The sequence below is a fragment of the Candidatus Methylacidiphilales bacterium genome, from assembly GCA_025056655.1.
Taxonomy (GTDB): Bacteria; Verrucomicrobiota; Verrucomicrobiia; order Methylacidiphilales; family JANWVL01; genus JANWVL01.
The window spans coordinates 23,579-41,455 of record JANWVL010000148.1; the positions used below are offsets into that span (position 1 = coordinate 23,579).

The window sequence follows — 17,877 nt, forward strand, 5'->3', positions numbered from 1 at the left end:
TTTATTTCAAGCCATGAATAGTTAACAGAAGCTTAAATATTTAAATAAAAAAGTATACGCCTAAACTCATTATATTCATTTGCAACGTGAAATATATAATCAAATCAAGTACTCGACAGATCAATAAGTTCTTACCTCATGATTATTTCTAAAACGGATTTTCTTATTGTTATTTCAGGCATGTTTTGGATAACCCAGTACAAGAAGGCGCTCATTTTATGAGGCACAAGATATTTAAAAACCTCCAAAACATCATAGAACCTCTCTTGATTTTGTTTAATAAAAACACAAGAGGCAATTAAAAAAGCATTATCATCTATTAAACTGTCATTGTCTTTTATATAGTCGTATTTCTTGATGTAATCTAAAAACTTGTCTGTGTTTTTTAATATAAAAAAATAAGCATCTCTATTTTTAAGACAAATAAGAAATTCGAGGCATGCTTGCATAATTAAAGGAAAGTGTTTATTCTGATTAACGATAGCATCAATAAAAGGCAAAAAATCATTAGACATGAATTCGGTTAAATATCGGATGAGATTCGCTCTGATATCTTCTTTATAATCTTGATCTAAAATGATTTCTTCGATAAAAAGCAATGCTTTTTTAGCATCAAGGTAAATCATAGCGTCCAAACATTTCAATATTATGTCCTCATCGTTCCTATACACAAGCGCGATGTGCTTGATTATGTCATGATATATCTCTTTATTTTCTTTATTTATTTTGCTTATCAAGTAAGATACATCTTCCCTTTTGAATATATAATCACTCTTTTCTCCTTCTTTGCCGGATATGGAATTAGATATACAGCATCTTATGAGCTTTGGGTTAAATTTACATAGTATGTCAATTGATCTTCTTCTTTCAAATTCATCGTGAAGTGATAGTCGGCTCAGAAGAAATTCATCTATGATCTTCTTATATTCTGGATTGATCTTGTTATAAATTCTCAAGATATGTGGATACCAATCCCCGTATTTTCCAAGAATTAGGGCATCAAGAAGCGGTGCCAATGGATGATTCATTAAATTATGTATTATTAAGTCAGCATAGAATCCATTATTATGTGGATCAACTTGTTTTATTTTATTCAGATATGGTATTAACCATAGCTCTTGTGTTCGATCGGCTAATTTTACAACATAAGAACAAGTCCTCGGTTTATCTTTAAATTCCATAGATGATAAAAGCGATGGTAAGAGCTGGGGATATTTCCTCACGAACAGTTGAAGAATTAAGAGTTGAGAATGATCTGATTTATTCTGCTTTGCTATTTCTATAGCTTCTTCCGGGGTGATTAAATGAAAATGCAAAAGGGCAAAAAGTGCAGCTGATCGAACCTCTTCATTATGATGATTGATAAACTGCTTTAATTTATCTATATTATTTAATCGTTCGAAACGACATAGCGATCGTATGGCTGCTACCATTACACTTGTGTGCTCATCTTCTTTTTCTAAAATACGCTCAATCTCGTGTAACTTTTTGTAGTATTTAAGCGCGCCGATATATAAGATCGCAAATTTTCTTATATTTTCATAATCATCGCGGATAGCGATATCGATTAATTGATCTGCCATGCTCTTATCCAGTTTCAGGGCGCATCTCATTGCAAAAAACCTGACGGATCGGTTCTCATCGCGAAGCATGGATAATACAAAATCCATGTGGCGCAATAAATTAAGATCTGATATATGCGACAAAAGAATTATTTTTATATCTTCGCTCTCTGCTTTTATATTTTCTACGCATCCGTAATATTCAAAAACATCTTGAATACATGTGCGGCTCAATATATAATCTATGATGTTATATCTAGTATGTTCGTCACAACTTTTAATAAGGTCAAAGAGTTTATGCTTGCACTCTAAAACACCAGATTTATATAATTCAACATAAGCTTTAGCCCTCGTTTCATTATCATCATAAACAGAGTATTTTGAGAATATGTTAGGAACAGGTGAAGCTTTTAAGCCTTTCAATCGTTTGAACAACTCTGTAGCCAAGTCAACGGATAACTTCTCCTCATATAACATTTTGAGGAGGTAAAAAAGAATTATTCTATATTCCGCCGAAGACTTTTCATGTGAAAAATATCTGTCGGCGATAAAATTTAAATAATGCTCATCTTTTTCGGCCATGAGTAAACTTCCCATTAACGTGCGCATACTATGACAGATTATATCACTTATTGAATATAAGGCAAAGCAAAGGGGTAAATAAACTAGGCATGGCGCATCAGCGTAAGGCACATCAACACCTTCAGAACCACTATCTGCTTGGCTTCACCAGTGAAATCCTGCTTATCGCGAAAAGCGTTCAGCTCCTGCTGCAGGATGACGATGCGCTTCCCGTAGCCCTGCGTAAAGTATTCCGACAGGTTGGAGTTGTAAACGGTTGTGGCGATGTCGTGCGGGCCGGTGAAGGTCGCCGAGAAATTGAACAGGAAGCCATTGCGAGAGAGCATGGAATAGATGTGCTGCCGTTTCGACTCAGCTCGGTCTCCTCGGTGCGCTTCGTCCAGCAACACATACCACTGCCCATCGTTCTCATATGTGCGAAAGTCAATTATCTTCTCCTTCTGCTCGTCGCTGAGGTTGTCTACGCGATAGTAGAACACTGTCACCTCGACCTGTGTAAACAGTGATGGGTACATCCGTTTAGCAAGGTCGTATTCGCTCAGGTTGTACAGACTGATGCGAAAGTTAGTTTGCGCCGCGTTGAACTCGTCGATATGGCGGTGAAGCTGCTCAATTAAGTCGTCGCGGTGCGTCAGGAACAAAATATCGTGGGGGGGTATCTCGCCGTGCTGGATGATCGTCCAGAGCATGTCGATAAGCTTCACAATCACCAGCGTTTTGCCGCTGCCTGTCGCCATCCAGATATTCATGCGGTTGATGAACGGTTCGTAGGAGTCACCTTTGAGGTCATAGCGTTCGCGGAGTAGCTGCAGGAAGCGTGGGTTCAGTTTGCTCGCTTCGAGGCGCATTGTGTGTTCGTCGACGCCGTTGTCTCTGTACCACTGCCAGAGAAGCGCTTTGCGCCATTCGTTGGTTGTAAGCAGCTAGTCGCGCTGATTGTCGCGCTGATAGACGACGAAGTCTTCTTAGTACTTCCACAAGATGTTGCGTGCATTGCGCAGGGCGGCTTGCTGATACTTGCGCATCGCTTTGGTGTGTGAGAAGGTCTCCACGTCCAGATTTGTCCATGTTTCGGGCAAGCTCGACGAGTGTATAGCTTCCGCCATCAGCTGCAGCAGAATCGATACAACGGCAAATCAGCTCCGTTTGTGTCGTCGTCGCGGCATTAGGGGCGACATTCGGACGCCTGCAGTTTTATGACCCCTTTCTTCCCCTATCTCTGCCTTAGTAAGTGTAAATGGCAGCGCAGCTCCTTATCGCACCAATGAGCTCACCACCAAATAAGCGGTTTAATAAGACGCCAATCTGGATTTTGTAAATCCACTTCGCTGCCGTCTGTAAAGACCACCTTTCCATGACGAGTTGGGTCAGTGAGGTCAGGAACGATCCGCTGGATCGGCTTGCCTTGCAGGTTGGAGAGGGTCTCAGCAAGGTCGATATTTGGGTATAACCGATCCAGATATATCTGCACGGCGTTGTCCTTTATTTGAAGCACATTCGTTTGCTTGGTATCGCGCAGGAACAGGTAGCACAGTGGTTCGTTGGGCGTGACCGGGTCATAGTCTGCATAGTGCGTGCGCCGCAGCGTGTCTTCAAACTGTTCGAGTTCGTAGTATTTGAAGAAACCTCCGCCCTTCCAACCTGGTTCCGCAGATACACCTGATTGTTCTTTGTACACAACAGACTTCATGCGCCTTAACAGCACAGTCTCGGAATGATTTCCAAACTCAATCGCTATATACCGACGCATCATTTTGTGGGCGACTGCTGCGGTTGTTCCAGAGCCAGCGAAGAAATCAAGGCAAACATCTCTCTGCGAGGCAATGCCGACCACGCGATACAGGAGATGTTCGGAGTTCTCTGTCTTAAATCTCCACTTGTTCGAGTAACCCTTTATGTCTAACCAGTTGTTGTCCACAACCACTGTTTCACGAGGCGGTATCCAGTACTTGACAGCTCCAATCCCCCAATCCTCTTTCTTTATGAACTCTAAACGCTTACCCGTACGCTCCCAGTAGTTCTCTAAGCTCTACCCCGTTGCCTGCGCCATTTTTAAGTACTCTTGGTAGTTTTCTACCGCGCGCAGTGCACGGTGCTTTTCCCACATCCATTGCCCTTTTTGTGGTAGCTCTCCAAGCAACTGATATCGCAATGTCGGACGATCCTCTGCTTTCCAGAAGGAGTGCCACTGAGCTTTAGCATGCTTACTACTCGCAGGTTTGACAATGTGAGGGAACCTTGTCTCCGCGTTCTTGGAGTACCAATACAAGTTGTCGTAGTTAACAGTGAGTCCTTTGATACTATCAAATTGCTTAGTAAACTCTCCTTTCGATTCTTCTGCACGACGAACTATTATTTCGTTTCTGTAGTTTTCGCGCCCAAAGACCAAGTCCATTAACAATCGTACAAGCATGTTTCCGTCATGACCAACCCTAAAGAATATCGAGCGTGAGACTGACATCATTTCGCCAGCGATCATCAGCCTGTTTTCAAGCATGGTTAGCCAAGTGGAATCCTTGTAATTCACTTCGTAGTCATACTCAGCTTTCTTGCCCAGATTGAATGGCGGATCGATGTAAATACATTGCACCTTTTCCCTCCATTTCGGCAAAATCGTGTTCAACGCCTGATAGTTCTCACTTTTGATGAGCCAGCCGTCCAGCGCATCATCAAGATTGTCAAACAGCCCCCGAATCCACAGCTCCAAATCTTTGAAGTAGCGCGTGTCAACTGGCAAATACTGATAGCGCGGGTTGAGCCAACGCCCACACATCAGGTCTTGCTCAACAAGCTGCACAAGCGTAAAGGTGTCATCCACCATGCCCAGCTCGCGCCACTCCTGCACCTGCCGATCAATATTCTGGTGCTTTAAAAGCTTATCCAGCACTTTCCAACCCCCTTCACGCGCCACAATCCTGTCCAGCGTAATCACATAGTGGCTGTTCAGCACAAACTTGGGCTTTTCCCAGATTTTGACCAGGTCATCCTCAAACGCAGCAATGTAGACGATCACGCGATACGCAACGCGCTTGAGCGCTTGCAGTTGCTTGAGACGCGCTTCTGTCCATTCTGTGTTCGGCTCCTCGCCTGGCTTGCCCAGCAGGTACTGCCACAGCCACAGGTCAAACTGCTCGCGCAGGAAGCCTTTCGCGTCCTTGCAGAGGAAGTAGTCCACTTCACTTTGCCGCTCGAACACGCGGAATGCCCGCTCCAGCGTTGCCTCGGAAGGCACAGCGTCGGTGTAGCGCGTGAGTCCAAGTGCGTTGCGGATTTGGCGGCGGATTTCAACTAGGTCAGTTTGCCTACCGCGTTCCGAGTAAGTCATTGTGAAAACCAGCGCGCCATCGCTCTGGCGTATCTCCTTGAACTCAAATACTAGCTCGCGTTTCTCGTTCGCCTTCTTATGCTCCAACGCAGAGGCATCAAAGTAGAACTTGAAGCCGTCAACTTGGGCTTCCATACTGCGGAACAGGCGATCGGTCTTCGCGTAGTAGAGGCGTTGCGTCTTCCAGAAATGGCAACTTGACTAACGCCACGTCTAGCTGCCTCGCCATGCCGCCTGTGTTTGTCAGCGGCAGAGGGTGATAGGGCATCATCTCCCATGCGGGGAGGCTGTCCCTCAACCCGAATTGTTGAGACATGCTCCAAAGGCTGACTTTAAATTAAATTAGGCTCGGTAAAGCACAATCAAAGTGGCAGAAGGTGATGAGGCTTTTGAAGGAGATGGCGGAAGTCTAGGACGCAGCGATGGGCAAAGAGCAGCAGATGATCGTGTCGAGCCTGTTCGAGCGTGTGATTGTAGGTCCAGACGCATAGCAGATTGTCGAGGTTGTGCCGGTGGAAGACTGCTCCGTCTTGCTCAAGGCGGCAAGTATGCCAACTGAGGAAGCGATGGGTGGATCATACACTCCATTCGCGACAAGCCTCACCCTCTGCCGAGAGCAAATCTGCCTTGTCAACGATTGATAACACTGCCATTTGTCGTTCACGAGAAACGCCATGACCGACACCTTATCGATCACCCATCATCGCCCGCAGATCCCACCCTGTGCGCCCGGCTCGAACGCTTCCTCTTCGCCTCCAAAGCCGATGCCACCCACCGCGCCTACGCCACCGCCTGGCGCGAATTCGACACTTTCTGCCGGGCCAACGGCTACGAAACCCTCCGCGTCCCGAACCCTGTCAAGCTCCCTGTCATGCGCACCACCATGGCCGGCATCCGCCGCGCCCTCGGCACATACTCATACGGCAAGGCGCCGCTCCTGCAAGGTGTGAGTGTCGAGCAGCACCTTCATCACATGTATGGCTCAAAGTCCTCCAGCGGCGCATCAAAATCGTCGGGCATCCAAATCATGTCCTTGTCGCTGCCGAATCGTCGGCGGTGCTTCCTGACCGACAAATGCAGCGCAGTGCCGTCCTCGGTCACGATGACGGCCTCTTCTCCCTCCGTGCCGCCTCGACCAGTGCAGGCAGATTCGCCTAGGCTTCCTCAAGCACAACTTGCACCATGTGCCTTCACCTCTGCCCTCTGTATATCACCTCGTTGCCACCCCGTCGCAGCAATGTAGCTACACTGACGCCCCAACCCATCGCTTAGTGCTTGCGGCTGTTCGGCTCTGCCCTGCGCGACGACCTTATCCCCCACCAGCGACGTTGACCTACTGGCATCGTTCATCCCCCAACGCTCGCCGAACCCTGCTCGACCTTGTCGCTGCCGAGCAAGTACTCGGCCACTGGCCTAACTGAAAGGCTGCGCCGTCCCAAGCAGGACGGCGCATGCGACGACTGCGGAAGCGACGGGATTCGAACCCGCGGTCTCTGCCTTGACAGGGCAGCGTGGTAGGCCTCTACACCACGCCTCAAGGCTCAAATTGAGCAACGAGAAATCTACCCTATCTCCGTCTTTTGCTTGCGCTTCATCCACATCAGGCCAGGGCTTAATCAGGCCAGGGCTTACGCACCACATAAGGTGATCATAAGGTCTAAGCGACGAGACCCCTTTGGCTATCGAGCTGCTCGCGGAGCACGCTAAGCAAATCCAGGACTTCCGCCGCGACCTCGGCAAGCGCTACCCGTTGTGGTATGTGGTCGTCCTCGCCGCCATGGCCGTTGTCGGTGGCGCTGACAGTTGGCTGGACATTGCTGCCTTCGGGCAAGCCCGCCCTGCCCTGCGTCGGCAGCTGTTCGAGCATGAATACGGCACGAACAGCCCACGACACCTTTCGACGCGTCTTTGTCTTCTTGCCGTTTGCCAGCATCCAGCGCTGTTTCAGGGACTGGCTGGCGGCGATGCAAGCGGCTAGTGTCTGCAGCTGAGCGAAGAAGAGGTGCTTGCCGCTGACGGCAAGGTGCTGCGCGGTAGCGCTGAGCGGCGCACAGGCCAAGCCACCCTACAGATGGTGACCCTGTATGGCCTGTACAGGCCATGTACGCCACCCAGACGGGCGTCGTGCTAGCACAGGACGTGGTGCGCGCGGAAGCAGCCGGCAATGAGATTGCGGCATTGCCCAACATGTTGGCGCAGGTTGAGCTGCGCGGTCACGTCATGGTGACCGATGCGGGACACGCGCAAAAGCCCAACGCCCGTGCCATTACTGAGCGCGGGGCGAGTATGTATTTGCCTTGAAGCGCAATCATGCGCGGCTGTTTGAGACGCTGCAGCAGACTTGGCAGCGTGAGCAGCCTGAGGGGATTCGTCAGGCGCAGCATGAATACTTGCACACCGAAGAGCGCGGGCACGGGCGTTGCGACCGACGCGAATGCTGGCTGGTTGCTGATGCGGAGTATCTGAGCTATTTCGCTCAACAGGTGGATGCATGGCCGAAACTAGGCGCGGTTAGTTTTGTGCGTCGCTGGCGACGCTCTTGGGGAGAGCGAGCGTGAACAGGTGAGCTTCGATTAGCCTGAAGCAGGGGGTCAGCCCCTTTGCGCGCGCGGTGCGTGCCTACTGGCGGATTGAGAACAGCCAGCACTGTGCCTTGGATGTGGTGTTTGGCGAAGACCTCAGTCGGGTGCGTAAGTGGTACAGCGCAGAGGACTTTGCTGCGTTGCGACGGGTGGCGTTGAGTATTCTGGGGAGTGGGCAGTCTGGTGAGGAGGATGAATGCGCATCAAAGCGAGGCGCTTGCGCGCGGCGCGCAGCGACGACTTCTTGCTCACGGTGCTGGCTTGCACCGCACAGAACCTTAAAATTCCTGATGCGTAAGTCCTGGTAAATAAACTACAAAAATGAAATTACTGGCGACATCCATTAAACGATAATCACCAAAATTAACTAGACGATGTCTACCGTCATTATTTAATTTCTTATATATATAATTATCTGTAAGCTAGAATTACGATAAAATAGTGAACACAGAGCATTTCACGTCGGTATTCTGCACACAATATAAATATATCATTGCGTCTAGCAAATGCTATTGTCTTTTAACTTAATTAAATAACCAATCCATTCACTGATCAAACGATAGTACAGATATTAGTGATGGAGGAGATATAGATATTTTATGGTAGCGCTAGTTTTAATGGATATGCTGCTTGCAACAATCTTTAGCATGAGCCAAAAAGCAAGCTTGATCTTGAAGAGGGACTTCAACGGAAGAAATGAAGTTAACTGAATAGATTAATTTATATTACGATGAAATATAAGATATAAAAATACTTTTTTACGCCCACATCTAATAGGAGAATTATTTATTTGTTAAGCATGGCAAGCTGTTTAAAGTAAATTGATTTAATAGACAACTATCGAGAAACCATTCACTACTCGATGTACCATAAGATACACAAAGATATCTCCTCTATCTCCTCGAACAGGGCTCGAACCTGTAACCCCTCGGTTAACAGCCGAGTGCTCTGCCTATTGAGCTATCGAGGAATGCTTCTATATTATTATACAGCAGCAAGATTAGAAAAAAATTAAAGAGGCTGGGGTATATTACTGATCGAATATTTCATTATTTTAATGGCGTGATAGATAAACGTTGCATGTTTAAAACAAAACGAGAGGATTGGATATAGATTTATAGAACTAATCATAATTTTCGGCAGTGAATAAAATAGAATACATGAAGTATCCAAAGAGACATAAGCGAATTGGTGGTCAAATGAAGCAAGAATCACAGCAACAGCCAGCGCTACCTGTGCAAGGTCTGTAATCGTCATTTCACCCCTCAGCCCAACCCAATCGGCTACTCGCTTAGAATCCTGGCCAAGCCGTCGAGATGTATCTAGATGGCCACCGCTTCCGACGCATCGGGCGCCATCGGCGTGTCAAGTGCGTAATCGGTAGCCACCTAGGTCAAGTGCGCCGGTGAACGTGCCTTGGCTGCCCTCATCCCACAGCCCCCAACCGACGACTAACCCATCGTCGAGCTTGAGAGCAGTTCACATTCGTCGGGAGTAAAAAACGCGCCGATCTCATCACGCAGGTCGATCGCCGGCGCGCACTGCGTGATGAGCTGGTAGATGCTCTATCCCGCGATGAAGGGGTGTTGCAAGCAGTGGTGGATCAAGCACCATGCGCATGTCAGTATTGCACTGACGGCTTCAGTGGGTATGCCGCTTTGAACTACCGTGGCGGTAGTCTCTAGTTGCGCCGGGCAAGTCGCAGACCTATTCAGTTGAAGCAAGTCTTGCCGAATTGCGGGGGCTCTCGCTCACTTAGGCCGACGGACGCGGTGATTTTCGCGGTGTGTGGAAGCGCTGTTGCAATTGGTTGTGCCCTTGTGCAATGTTGGAATCGGCGGCATCCCTTCAAGCAAGCGCATCTGGGTTATCAGAGCTATTCGCGGGACTACGCAAGTATTTGGATTTAGAAACTCCCTAATTTTTCATAAGCGCAAAATAATCGACATAATTTTATATTTACCCATAGATATTGAATTATGCAATAATACAAGGTATTATTCGCGTGATATCTGTTACATATCACTACAAACATTTAAAGGACAGGTATATCTTCTTAAGATATAAGCATGGTGATACTAATGAATTCTTCTATGATGCCTGAGCCTGATTTAGCGTACTATCCCGCAAGAATATCGCGAGATAAATTTGTGGAATTAGTACGTCAAGCTCATGAGATGGGTTTGTTAGAATCTTATATCGGTTATGAAGCGACGTGTAAGCACATTGAGGATATTAGCCAAATTAAAGTCGCACTTAATCGTGAACCGGTCTCGCTGAAACATGGAGATATGATTTTAGTGTGTAAGCTAAAGTATAGGCTTGCAAACGCCGATATGAAGAATGATAAATCTTTTCAGGACACGATAAATGCAGATGATTTTGAGTACTGGCAAATTGATGTTCGCGATTATGATTATTCAAACTATTCTTCTTCTTCAGCTATTCCGTAGGAGAGAGTTGCTGGGCTGTAACCTACCACAGATCCGCCAAACCATCTTAGACCTAATGGCGTCACCGATCTAAATGGCAGAACAACGTATATATCATATCCGGTGTGTCGGCTTTTCTCTCTTTTGATATCTTTTGTAACTGGCCGACAGATTACCCTGATCTCCTGGTCATTACAATTTACATTCATGCATATGGCGCGCGTAGCTTCGCCACAACTATCATAGATGGCCAGACCATTTCCGTCGAATTTAGCGCCCTGGCTAATGCTAAGCGCGCCAGTTAACGCGATGTTATTTGCGATCCTAGTCTGGATGACATAGGCAGAAGATTCTAACGCTCCTATAGCCGATAGCATAAATAACAAGACTACGCCCATAGCTAATATGCTATGGCCTTCTCCTCTTCTGCCCTGCATTGTTTTTTATGGTATTGTGCCGAAGATATTTTCGACCTGTGATGCTCTCCTATTAAAGAGATTTATAAATCTTACGACAACCACAGCGATTATTCCTGCGACAGCTAGACCGAGAATATACATCAAGATCTGGAATAGATCCCCTGCAGCTTTTCTGTTCATGCCTATGATTGTAGCATTACAGGAAAAAGAATCAAGGGTTATTCGGAGTACAGCACGAAATTGTAACTAAAATGTTTATTTCGCCTGTGATATAGTTATATTAATTTCATCGTAGGGAGCATTGTAGTTATCGCTCATGTATACCGTAAAGCCAAGTTTAACTTATAAAAGTATGGTCGGGAATAGCCGTAATAGTCTTGACATAGGTATATTTCTGTATTATCATGAGTATGATGGAAGATAAAATGAAGACTAACAAATACGCATCCCAGCGTGCATTCGCCATGTTAGTTCATGCAATGAGAGAGCATGGTGAAATAAATGATACGATCGAAAGCATCAAGAATGAAGCTCGTGAAAATGGCGTCTCAGAAAAAGAACTCAACACCATTATCACACGGGCCAAGGCTTACGTGCGAAGATGTCCAACAAAGACTCGAGTTTCATCGCTTGATCGCGAACGGATCTTAAACGAAATAATTGCAGAAATGGAGCGTGGCCATGATCGCGTTGATCGTGGAGTAACATGGGTGATGAAAACTTACGGTTTGAAGCCCCCCACTGCTTATCGCTACCTGCGACTAGCAAACATGATAGCGAAAAAAGAAGTTGAGCTAGATGAGATCGTCTGGGGGGGAGTGTCCAGGCGGGGTCGTCCTAGGAAAAACAAAGTTATCCAAGCCAGTGAATCTGATGAGATCTCTACCTCGGACGATACTCCTATCAGTGAACCCGACGAGATCTCTACCTCGGACGATACTCCTATCAGTGAACCCGACGATACTCCTAGCAAACTAGAGCATGCGTGAATTATTCTGCTGGGCAATCTTTAAAAATGATTGCCCAGCAGGGATATTATAAAAAACTATGAAAAAGCCCTCTATTTTATCAATTCTCGGCGTTTTCGTCATACTGCTCTTGTCTGCATGTGAGCAGACAACTTCAATAAGAAAACCGGTTTTGGCCTCAGAAGCTAATAGGATTAAGACACAAAGCAATCCAATCAATACGGTTTGTAATGGTATTCCCTTAGGTCATTCCATCAATGTCTCTAGCTATGTCATATCTCCTTATTTAGTTGGACCTTATAAATTCGGTCCTTATGAAAGGATTAATATAGAGAAAGAAAATAATTCCATCAGATGGATATCTGATAGTACAATCCTGTTACAAATGCATTGTACCAAAGATGGTATTCGAATGGGGGATGATATATGGTTTATAAAATATAATAAAGATGAGGTATGGCCATCTTTGCCTATTTATACCTTCCTCGTCGCAGATCGCTTGAATTGTAAAACGGTTGCAATTAATTCTGAGGAAATACATGTAAATTGCACAAATAAAGGAAAAATTACAGTTTCGCGTTATCTCTATTTTACAGGAGTTATATATGAAATAGTATACAGAGATCAAGAACAATACGAGATTTTACTTTACAGGTAATTCGTGAAGTAAAATAGTTTAGTCCGAATAGGGGGTTAAATAAAAAGATATAAGTGAATTTGTGAATAAATTAAATAAAATATAATTTAAATGCCCCCCACACATACAAACTATCATGCTTACCTGAGCAAGCTCTGTAAGTGACATTTCATAAGTCAAATGCACCGATAGCCGTGATTCATCAATTTTCACTCCAAAGCTCTTCCTAAATTTAGACTATCCTGATATTTCCACCATGCTATGTTAGACCAACTGCATGCTTATTCGGCTTAATTAAACCTTATCGAGTTGCATCTGTACTATAGCTAGATAGGCCGAAAAGCGCCTACTTGTTGAAATCATGGGAGAGTTGCAAGGCTCGTTGCGTCTTTTGTGCAATGCTGGAATCGGCGGCATTCCCCCCAAGCAAGCGCATCCGGGTTATCAGAGCTATCCACAGGAAGATATAAGTGTGTTGGTTTATACACTCGATATAATTTTAGCTGCGTTTTACATATGGTATAATAAAAACAAGCGGGGTGATGGCGGAAATGGCAGACGCGGATGACTTAAAATCATCTGTCTAATGACATGTGGGTTCGAGTCCCACTCACCCCACTATGGGTATCATGAAAAGATTATCCCTTATCTTTCTGTTTTTTATATGCGCTATACTTTGCAGCGGTTGTGGCCGTGGAAAGGACGCTGCTATAAGGATGATAGATAACGTTTTTGGGCAAATTAACAGCGCATTGTTTGATATATTGGTTTATATAATAATATTCATAATTATGTATAAAGTTATTTCTACGATCTTAGACGAAGCGATCAATAGTGATGTTTTCTTGAGGAATTCAATGGCAAAAACTGACCTTATTATGACGACAATCTCTGCTTTAATATCTTTATTATTAGCCTTCATGGCAAAAACAATCGTAAATACCATCGCTAACTTAGCTATTCAATCATTGCGCCAGTAATATAAAGTATTCAATCAATAACAGGACTGAACTATGGCCCAGAACCTAGTCTTGGCTGTCGCTTTATTAATATTAACAATCTTATCTCAATATTATTCTTGTAAAGGATTGTTTGAGGCGATACCCTTAAATATATTCATACGTGATGTATTTATCATACTTATCTTACTATCTCATAATCCTTATCCCCACGTAGATTATTTATCTCAATTCCTATCGTCTCTACTTTTGTTTACATCGGCATTTATCTTGTATTACTCAAACTTTATTATTATTCGTGCCAATGAGATATGTGCTTCTTTTGTTGGACCAAAATCTTTCTTAAAATTATAATATGAAAGAATTGCCACATAGAATAATGAATTTTTTAGATGATTATAGATATAGAAATATCTATCGTAGTGACAATATAGCCATCTATCAACCCTTTAGTATAGACCACCCTCCATGGTTCGTGTATGTCATAGCATATGATGATGAATTATACATAAGTGATCTATCATATGAGTACAACAAGATTTTATTGTTCTCTCCTCTTCCATACTATTTTAAAAAAAATAGAATATCTAAACAACTCAATCTTGTCCTTAAGTCTATTACTAAAGATTTAACTGAAAACCTTTCCCGTGAAAATAATCTAAAAAAAGATGTATTGGAAGCAGGCCTATGTTTTATTGCGTGCGAAAATGATTCATATCTACTAGGCTTTTACGCTATTGTTATAGAAGAAATAGAAGAGGATATATTCAAAAAAGTAATACACAAATTAATCATAGCAAGTACGAAAGGGCAAGCTGAGATAGATAAAAACTACTAGCATATAAGTAAAGCATTGCAGCTATCTAGAATGACTTTGTATAAATTTAAACGCAATCTTTAAATTCAGCATGATTTATACAATCTAATCAATATAATGTTAGAGAAGTCATCTTCTGCTTTATATTAAAATTAAATTTATAATATTACAAATAAATTGTACTGATAAATTATGTTGTTGATATAATGATAACGAATGGGTGAACTAATAAGTATGCCTAAAGATATAGATTGCTCTAGCCAATTCTTCCGCCTGTTTCTAGTGTGTGCATATTTCCAATTGTTACATGTTGACGATGCTTCATGTTTTATATGTGTTTATAAGATATACTCCTCACGAACTGTTATGTATATAATACCATCGGTAAATAATTAGTATTGTCACGTAAATCCCAGCTAAAGTGCGCTCGCTGCCCTGCTCGGCAGCGAGCGCAAAGCTGGAAGGATTTGGGGCGATAAGGAGAGAGGTGAGGGAAATGAACCCAAACCCTGGACTCATTATACCTATCTACACCATCCCATCAAACGGCCTCGTAGAGAACGGCGCTGAGGTCGCGCCGTTCGCCCTGGCAACTCCGGCGTCACCATCGCCGCCAGCTTGATCGGCTAGGACGGGCGCGGGCGTGAGCTCGGTGTCTTGCCCGTCGAGGGCATTGACCCGACACCGATCAAGGACGACAGCCCATGGAGCTATCCACGCCCGCCGCGCGTGTACCGTGCGCGGATCGGCACGACCCGCTCGGGTCGCCCCAAGCTGATCGCCGCCGACGGCGAGCCAACGCAGGACGAGGCGATCGTCGTCCTGCGGACGGGGATCGGCTTCCGCAGCGGAAAAGCTCACACCGACGAGAGCGGCGGCGCGTGCTCGTGCGCGGCGTGATCGCGCAGGGTCACGCCGGGCGCATAGGCAGCGGCGGACCGCTCGTCGCCGTCATTCCCCGCGGCGTCGTCTTCCGCATTGCCTACAGCGGGCGGATGTATGGTCGCCCACGCGAGTACTTCTGCCTCTACGACGGCTCGCGCGTCATCACGGCGACTCGCGACCAGCGCGAGTTGGGCGACTTGTTCTGAAATGAAAATGACCGACGCCAGCGCGCCGCACACCCGCCGCGCCTACGCCAGCGCCGTGCGCGCCTGCCTGCGCTGGCTGCGTGAGCGCCTCGGCGAAGAGATCGCGCCCGAGGCGCTCACCCCGACCGACCTGCGCGCGTACGTCGAGCACCTCACGCGCAGCAGCAAAGCGCCGCGCACGATCAACGTGCACATCGCGGCGCTCAAGGCGCTCGGGCGTCAGCTCGTCGCCCAGGGTAAGCCCGACCCCGCCGCGACCTGCGCCTGATCCGCGTGGATCAGCCCATAGCCCCGCGCGCGCTTGACGAGCGCGCAGCGCTGACACGCCAGCATCCCGAACGCAACCCCGCTTGGCCGATCCGCGACCGCAGCTTCGTGCTGATGCTGCTGCACACGGGGCTGCGGCTCGGCGAGGCGCTGGCGCTGGACGTGGGCGACGTTGTCCTCGGCGAGCGCAGCGGCAGCGTGCGCGTGCGAGCGGGCAAGGGCAACCGCGCGCGCGCAGTGCCGCTCAACCGCACCGCCCGCGCCGCCCTGCGCGAGTGGCTGGACGCGCGCGCGGCGCTGCAACCAAACACCAACGCGCTGTGGCTCTCGCAGCAGCGCCGACGATGGAGCGCCAACGGAGTCGAACACCTGTTCCGCGAGCTGTCCGAGCGGGCAGGGCAGCGCATCACCCCCCCCACATCCTGCGGCATACCTTCGCCACGCGCCTAATCGCCTCAGGCATCGGCATCGAGCGCGTGGCAACGCTGCTCGGGCACGCGCGGCTGGACGCCACGCGCATCTACACCGCGCCGACGTGGGATGACCTCGCCGGAGCAGTGGAGCACCTCGGCTAGAGCCACTCAGCCGACATTTCACTACTACCCCAAAAAGCGGACCACGAGGCCGAGGCCAGGGGAAAAGGCAAAGCTAACCGCAAACACGACGACAGCTTGACCCAGGGAGAGTAGCACCTGCTCGGCGACGGTCAGCGGTCTGCTGACCATTGTGCCTTGAAAATCCTGGGTATGCACGAACGCCCCCAACACCATTGAGAACGTCAGCGCCATTATGTAATCATACTGCGATATCCCGCTGCGAAAACCGTTCAACGCCACGTCGAGAGCAACGACCGCGGCGCTCCAAGCCAAGACGATCGAGGAGGGGATAGACGATTTGACAAGCCTGCCCTGCTCGTGGTCGGCGCGCACAAACGCCGACGACAGCACAGCACGTACAGCGCCAGAAGGCACAACAAAGAGCGCCAGAGGCTCGACGGATAGATAGTCCACCAGCGCCAGCCCCATGCCCACCGCGCCGATCACGGAGGATGCGGCGACAAGCACAACGCTTGCCCAGGCGATCCAGTCGCGCGGCTCGCCACCCCCACTTTGGATCAGCCGAAAGGTAAGGCCAGTCGGAATCAGCGCGGCGAATATCAGAGCGACCGAAGTGATAGCCGGAAAGAAGGCAGATAGCCATGTCCGATTAGGAGGAGGAAATAGCGCCCCGTATGCGCCGACGACGCCTAGCGTAACTACATACATCGCGGCGATGATCAAGCCAGACCTGCGAATCCCCTGCACGTCCTCGCGAAGCTTCTGATCGTATAGGGTAGAGCTTTCAAATCTGTTCATCACATCAACACCCCCAACGCCACCGCAACGCCCAACGGCGCGAGCAGCGGCGCGCTGCGCTCGCGATCCGCGCGCGCCCACACCTCAGCAACCAGCAATGCAGCGATCAAGACCGGCACGCGCTGCATATCGCCCAACGACAGCACAGCTATAGGCAGCGCGATCACATCGCCCAACCCGACCCCGCCGCGCGACCAGCGCAGCACCAGCGCCGACGCCAAAGCCACCATCACGCCCAGGGCGAGCACCATGCCATCGCCGCCCCGCAGCGGGAGCGACAAGGCGGCAAACGCGCCGAGCGGCAGGATCGCCCAATCGTGCACGGTTCGGCGGGCGTAATCCACCCAGCCCAGCGCCAGCCAAGCGCAGGCAAGCCCGACGCGCCACGCCGCACCCCAACCCAAGCCGTGCATGCTCAGAGCGACGAAGGCGTAGCCGACCATCGCGCCAGCGAGGACGTGCAGCGGCAACCGCGACACGCCCGCGCCCCTAGCATGCGCCCAATACACGCCGCCCACGCCAACGGCCAACGCAGGCATGATCAGCTCTCCGATCATGACTGCCCTCCTGATGACTGCCCTCCTGATGACGATTGCGCCACGTCAGGCGTCTGCTCCGTCGGCTTGCGCTTCAGCAGCACTTTGCGCCGCTGCCCAGCAGCGCCGTTGTCGTTAGTAGCAGTAAGCCGCTCATCGCCATCGCGTTCCTCACCGTGGTGGACGGCGAAGCTCAAGGCAACAACCTCGGTGACGACCTGCTTGACCATCGTCCCGCCGATGCTGCCGAGCGCCTTGCGCGCTGCAGCATCCTCGATCAACGAGGCGAGCGAGACCTGGATATCCCGGCTGGCGATCAGCCCAACCAGCTCCAGCGTCCGCCCG

At 48.2% G+C, this 17,877-nt stretch carries 26 protein-coding genes and 3 tRNA genes; 18 read left to right on the plus strand and 11 right to left on the minus strand.

What is annotated here, in order from left to right; genetic code table 11:
• Positions 1-131: 131 nt before the first annotated feature.
• From NZM04_09630 to NZM04_09650, 5 genes are all read right to left on the minus strand, one after another.
• Positions 132-2,171: a HEAT repeat domain-containing protein gene (locus NZM04_09630; protein MCS7064280.1), complete on the minus strand. Its 2,040-nt coding sequence runs from the start codon at positions 2,169-2,171 to the stop codon at positions 132-134.
• A gap of 56 nt (positions 2,172-2,227) precedes the next feature.
• Positions 2,228-2,992: a DEAD/DEAH box helicase family protein gene (locus tag NZM04_09635; protein MCS7064281.1), complete on the minus strand. Its 765-nt coding sequence runs from the start codon at positions 2,990-2,992 to the stop codon at positions 2,228-2,230.
• Positions 2,993-3,414: 422 nt separating this feature from the next.
• Positions 3,415-4,062, minus strand: a complete 648-nt coding sequence (locus NZM04_09640) for a DNA methyltransferase (protein MCS7064282.1) — start codon at positions 4,060-4,062, stop codon at positions 3,415-3,417.
• Positions 4,063-4,173: 111 nt separating this feature from the next.
• A complete protein-coding gene (locus NZM04_09645; GenBank protein MCS7064283.1) occupies positions 4,174-5,604 on the minus strand; it encodes a site-specific DNA-methyltransferase in 1,431 nt (476 codons plus the stop codon).
• Positions 5,588-5,785 (minus strand): hypothetical protein, encoded by a 198-nt coding sequence (locus tag NZM04_09650; protein MCS7064284.1) that lies wholly within the window; start codon positions 5,783-5,785, stop codon positions 5,588-5,590. The genes NZM04_09645 and NZM04_09650 overlap by 17 nt, the downstream gene beginning before the upstream one ends.
• Before the next feature lie 51 nt (positions 5,786-5,836).
• Between NZM04_09650 and NZM04_09655 the strand changes: the two genes are divergently transcribed.
• The 3 genes from NZM04_09655 to NZM04_09665 all read left to right on the plus strand — a co-directional run bounded on the left by NZM04_09655 (position 5,837) and on the right by NZM04_09665 (position 6,890).
• Positions 5,837-6,028, plus strand: a complete 192-nt coding sequence (locus NZM04_09655; protein MCS7064285.1) for a hypothetical protein — start codon at positions 5,837-5,839, stop codon at positions 6,026-6,028.
• A gap of 78 nt (positions 6,029-6,106) precedes the next feature.
• Positions 6,107-6,712 (plus strand): hypothetical protein, encoded by a 606-nt coding sequence (locus NZM04_09660; GenBank protein MCS7064286.1) that lies wholly within the window; start codon positions 6,107-6,109, stop codon positions 6,710-6,712.
• 28 nt (positions 6,713-6,740) lie between these two features.
• Positions 6,741-6,890 (plus strand): hypothetical protein, encoded by a 150-nt coding sequence (locus tag NZM04_09665; protein MCS7064287.1) that lies wholly within the window; start codon positions 6,741-6,743, stop codon positions 6,888-6,890.
• Between the two features lie 42 nt (positions 6,891-6,932).
• Here NZM04_09665 and NZM04_09670 read toward each other — a convergent pair.
• A tRNA-Asp gene (locus NZM04_09670) sits at positions 6,933-7,005 on the minus strand.
• A gap of 121 nt (positions 7,006-7,126) precedes the next feature.
• Positions 7,127-7,528: a hypothetical protein gene (locus NZM04_09675; protein ID MCS7064288.1), complete on the minus strand. Its 402-nt coding sequence runs from the start codon at positions 7,526-7,528 to the stop codon at positions 7,127-7,129.
• 41 nt (positions 7,529-7,569) lie between these two features.
• Between NZM04_09675 and NZM04_09680 the strand changes: the two genes are divergently transcribed.
• Together NZM04_09680 and NZM04_09685 are read left to right on the plus strand one after the other, a co-directional pair.
• A complete protein-coding gene (locus NZM04_09680) occupies positions 7,570-7,770 on the plus strand; it encodes a transposase (GenBank protein ID MCS7064289.1) in 201 nt (66 codons plus the stop codon).
• Between the two features lie 89 nt (positions 7,771-7,859).
• A complete protein-coding gene (locus NZM04_09685; protein MCS7064290.1) occupies positions 7,860-8,027 on the plus strand; it encodes a hypothetical protein in 168 nt (55 codons plus the stop codon).
• Between the two features lie 921 nt (positions 8,028-8,948).
• On the opposite strand, the gene NZM04_09690 is transcribed toward NZM04_09685, so the two are convergent.
• Positions 8,949-9,021: transfer RNA gene (locus tag NZM04_09690), tRNA-Asn, on the minus strand.
• 1,111 nt (positions 9,022-10,132) lie between these two features.
• Here NZM04_09690 and NZM04_09695 point away from each other — a divergent pair.
• The 12 genes from NZM04_09695 (at position 10,133) to NZM04_09750 (ending at position 16,216) form a co-directional block, all read left to right on the plus strand.
• Positions 10,133-10,504, plus strand: coding sequence for a DUF1874 domain-containing protein (locus NZM04_09695; GenBank protein ID MCS7064291.1), 372 nt, complete (start codon positions 10,133-10,135; stop codon positions 10,502-10,504).
• 823 nt (positions 10,505-11,327) lie between these two features.
• Positions 11,328-11,891 carry a hypothetical protein gene (locus NZM04_09700; protein MCS7064292.1) on the plus strand — a complete coding sequence of 188 codons (564 nt, stop codon included), beginning with the start codon at positions 11,328-11,330 and terminating at the stop codon, positions 11,889-11,891.
• Between the two features lie 58 nt (positions 11,892-11,949).
• Entirely contained in the window at positions 11,950-12,528 is a 579-nt protein-coding gene (locus NZM04_09705; protein ID MCS7064293.1) for a hypothetical protein, read from the plus strand.
• Positions 12,529-12,868: 340 nt separating this feature from the next.
• A complete protein-coding gene (locus NZM04_09710) occupies positions 12,869-13,075 on the plus strand; it encodes a hypothetical protein (protein MCS7064294.1) in 207 nt (68 codons plus the stop codon).
• Positions 13,044-13,125 (plus strand) — tRNA-Leu (locus tag NZM04_09715). The genes NZM04_09710 and NZM04_09715 overlap by 32 nt, the downstream gene beginning before the upstream one ends.
• Before the next feature lie 11 nt (positions 13,126-13,136).
• Positions 13,137-13,487: a hypothetical protein gene (locus NZM04_09720; protein ID MCS7064295.1), complete on the plus strand. Its 351-nt coding sequence runs from the start codon at positions 13,137-13,139 to the stop codon at positions 13,485-13,487.
• Between the two features lie 334 nt (positions 13,488-13,821).
• Entirely contained in the window at positions 13,822-14,304 is a 483-nt protein-coding gene (locus NZM04_09725; protein ID MCS7064296.1) for a hypothetical protein, read from the plus strand.
• Positions 14,305-14,779: 475 nt separating this feature from the next.
• On the plus strand, positions 14,780-14,905 hold the full coding sequence (locus NZM04_09730) for a hypothetical protein (protein ID MCS7064297.1): 126 nt from the start codon (positions 14,780-14,782) through the stop codon (positions 14,903-14,905).
• 35 nt (positions 14,906-14,940) lie between these two features.
• The gene (locus tag NZM04_09735) at positions 14,941-15,183 is read left to right on the plus strand and encodes a hypothetical protein (protein ID MCS7064298.1); all 243 of its coding nucleotides are present in this window, start codon (positions 14,941-14,943) and stop codon (positions 15,181-15,183) included.
• Positions 15,171-15,374 carry a hypothetical protein gene (locus NZM04_09740; GenBank protein ID MCS7064299.1) on the plus strand — a complete coding sequence of 68 codons (204 nt, stop codon included), beginning with the start codon at positions 15,171-15,173 and terminating at the stop codon, positions 15,372-15,374. The genes NZM04_09735 and NZM04_09740 overlap by 13 nt, the downstream gene beginning before the upstream one ends.
• A gap of 1 nt (position 15,375) precedes the next feature.
• Entirely contained in the window at positions 15,376-15,642 is a 267-nt protein-coding gene (locus tag NZM04_09745; GenBank protein ID MCS7064300.1) for a phage integrase N-terminal SAM-like domain-containing protein, read from the plus strand.
• A gap of 82 nt (positions 15,643-15,724) precedes the next feature.
• Positions 15,725-16,216 (plus strand): site-specific integrase, encoded by a 492-nt coding sequence (locus NZM04_09750; protein ID MCS7064301.1) that lies wholly within the window; start codon positions 15,725-15,727, stop codon positions 16,214-16,216.
• A gap of 24 nt (positions 16,217-16,240) precedes the next feature.
• On the opposite strand, the gene NZM04_09755 is transcribed toward NZM04_09750, so the two are convergent.
• Positions 16,241-16,684, minus strand: coding sequence for a hypothetical protein (locus tag NZM04_09755; protein MCS7064302.1), 444 nt, complete (start codon positions 16,682-16,684; stop codon positions 16,241-16,243).
• Between NZM04_09755 and NZM04_09760 the strand changes: the two genes are divergently transcribed.
• Complete coding sequence (locus NZM04_09760) at positions 16,665-16,964, plus strand: hypothetical protein (protein MCS7064303.1); 300 nt, start codon at positions 16,665-16,667, stop codon at positions 16,962-16,964. The genes NZM04_09755 and NZM04_09760 overlap by 20 nt on opposite strands.
• A gap of 31 nt (positions 16,965-16,995) precedes the next feature.
• Here the strand turns inward: NZM04_09760 and NZM04_09765 are convergent, their stop codons facing one another.
• Together NZM04_09765 and NZM04_09770 are read right to left on the minus strand one after the other, a co-directional pair.
• Entirely contained in the window at positions 16,996-17,553 is a 558-nt protein-coding gene (locus NZM04_09765) for a hypothetical protein (GenBank protein MCS7064304.1), read from the minus strand.
• Positions 17,550-17,877: hypothetical protein (locus NZM04_09770; GenBank protein MCS7064305.1), on the minus strand; the 328-nt coding region annotated here is incomplete at its 5' end. The genes NZM04_09765 and NZM04_09770, both read right to left, overlap by 4 nt.

Bases quoted from the DNA above. Each gene is read 5' to 3' on its own strand.
- NZM04_09630 (MCS7064280.1), bottom strand. From the start codon at position 2,171: ATGCGCACGTTAATGGGAAGTTTACTCATGGCCGAAAAAGATGAGCAT.
- NZM04_09635 (MCS7064281.1), bottom strand. From the start codon at position 2,992: ATGCGCCTCGAAGCGAGCAAACTGAACCCACGCTTCCTGCAGCTACTC.
- NZM04_09645 (MCS7064283.1), bottom strand. From the start codon at position 5,604: ATGGAAGCCCAAGTTGACGGCTTCAAGTTCTACTTTGATGCCTCTGCG.
- NZM04_09650 (MCS7064284.1), bottom strand. From the start codon at position 5,785: ATGTCTCAACAATTCGGGTTGAGGGACAGCCTCCCCGCATGGGAGATG.
- NZM04_09680 (MCS7064289.1), top strand. From the start codon at position 7,570: ATGTACGCCACCCAGACGGGCGTCGTGCTAGCACAGGACGTGGTGCGC.
- NZM04_09695 (MCS7064291.1), top strand. From the start codon at position 10,133: ATGAATTCTTCTATGATGCCTGAGCCTGATTTAGCGTACTATCCCGCA.
- NZM04_09700 (MCS7064292.1), top strand. From the start codon at position 11,328: ATGAAGACTAACAAATACGCATCCCAGCGTGCATTCGCCATGTTAGTT.
- NZM04_09705 (MCS7064293.1), top strand. From the start codon at position 11,950: ATGAAAAAGCCCTCTATTTTATCAATTCTCGGCGTTTTCGTCATACTG.
- NZM04_09710 (MCS7064294.1), top strand. From the start codon at position 12,869: ATGGGAGAGTTGCAAGGCTCGTTGCGTCTTTTGTGCAATGCTGGAATC.
- NZM04_09720 (MCS7064295.1), top strand. From the start codon at position 13,137: ATGAAAAGATTATCCCTTATCTTTCTGTTTTTTATATGCGCTATACTT.
- NZM04_09725 (MCS7064296.1), top strand. From the start codon at position 13,822: ATGAAAGAATTGCCACATAGAATAATGAATTTTTTAGATGATTATAGA.
- NZM04_09730 (MCS7064297.1), top strand. From the start codon at position 14,780: ATGAACCCAAACCCTGGACTCATTATACCTATCTACACCATCCCATCA.
- NZM04_09745 (MCS7064300.1), top strand. From the start codon at position 15,376: ATGAAAATGACCGACGCCAGCGCGCCGCACACCCGCCGCGCCTACGCC.
- NZM04_09760 (MCS7064303.1), top strand. From the start codon at position 16,665: ATGCCCACCGCGCCGATCACGGAGGATGCGGCGACAAGCACAACGCTT.
- NZM04_09765 (MCS7064304.1), bottom strand. From the start codon at position 17,553: ATGATCGGAGAGCTGATCATGCCTGCGTTGGCCGTTGGCGTGGGCGGC.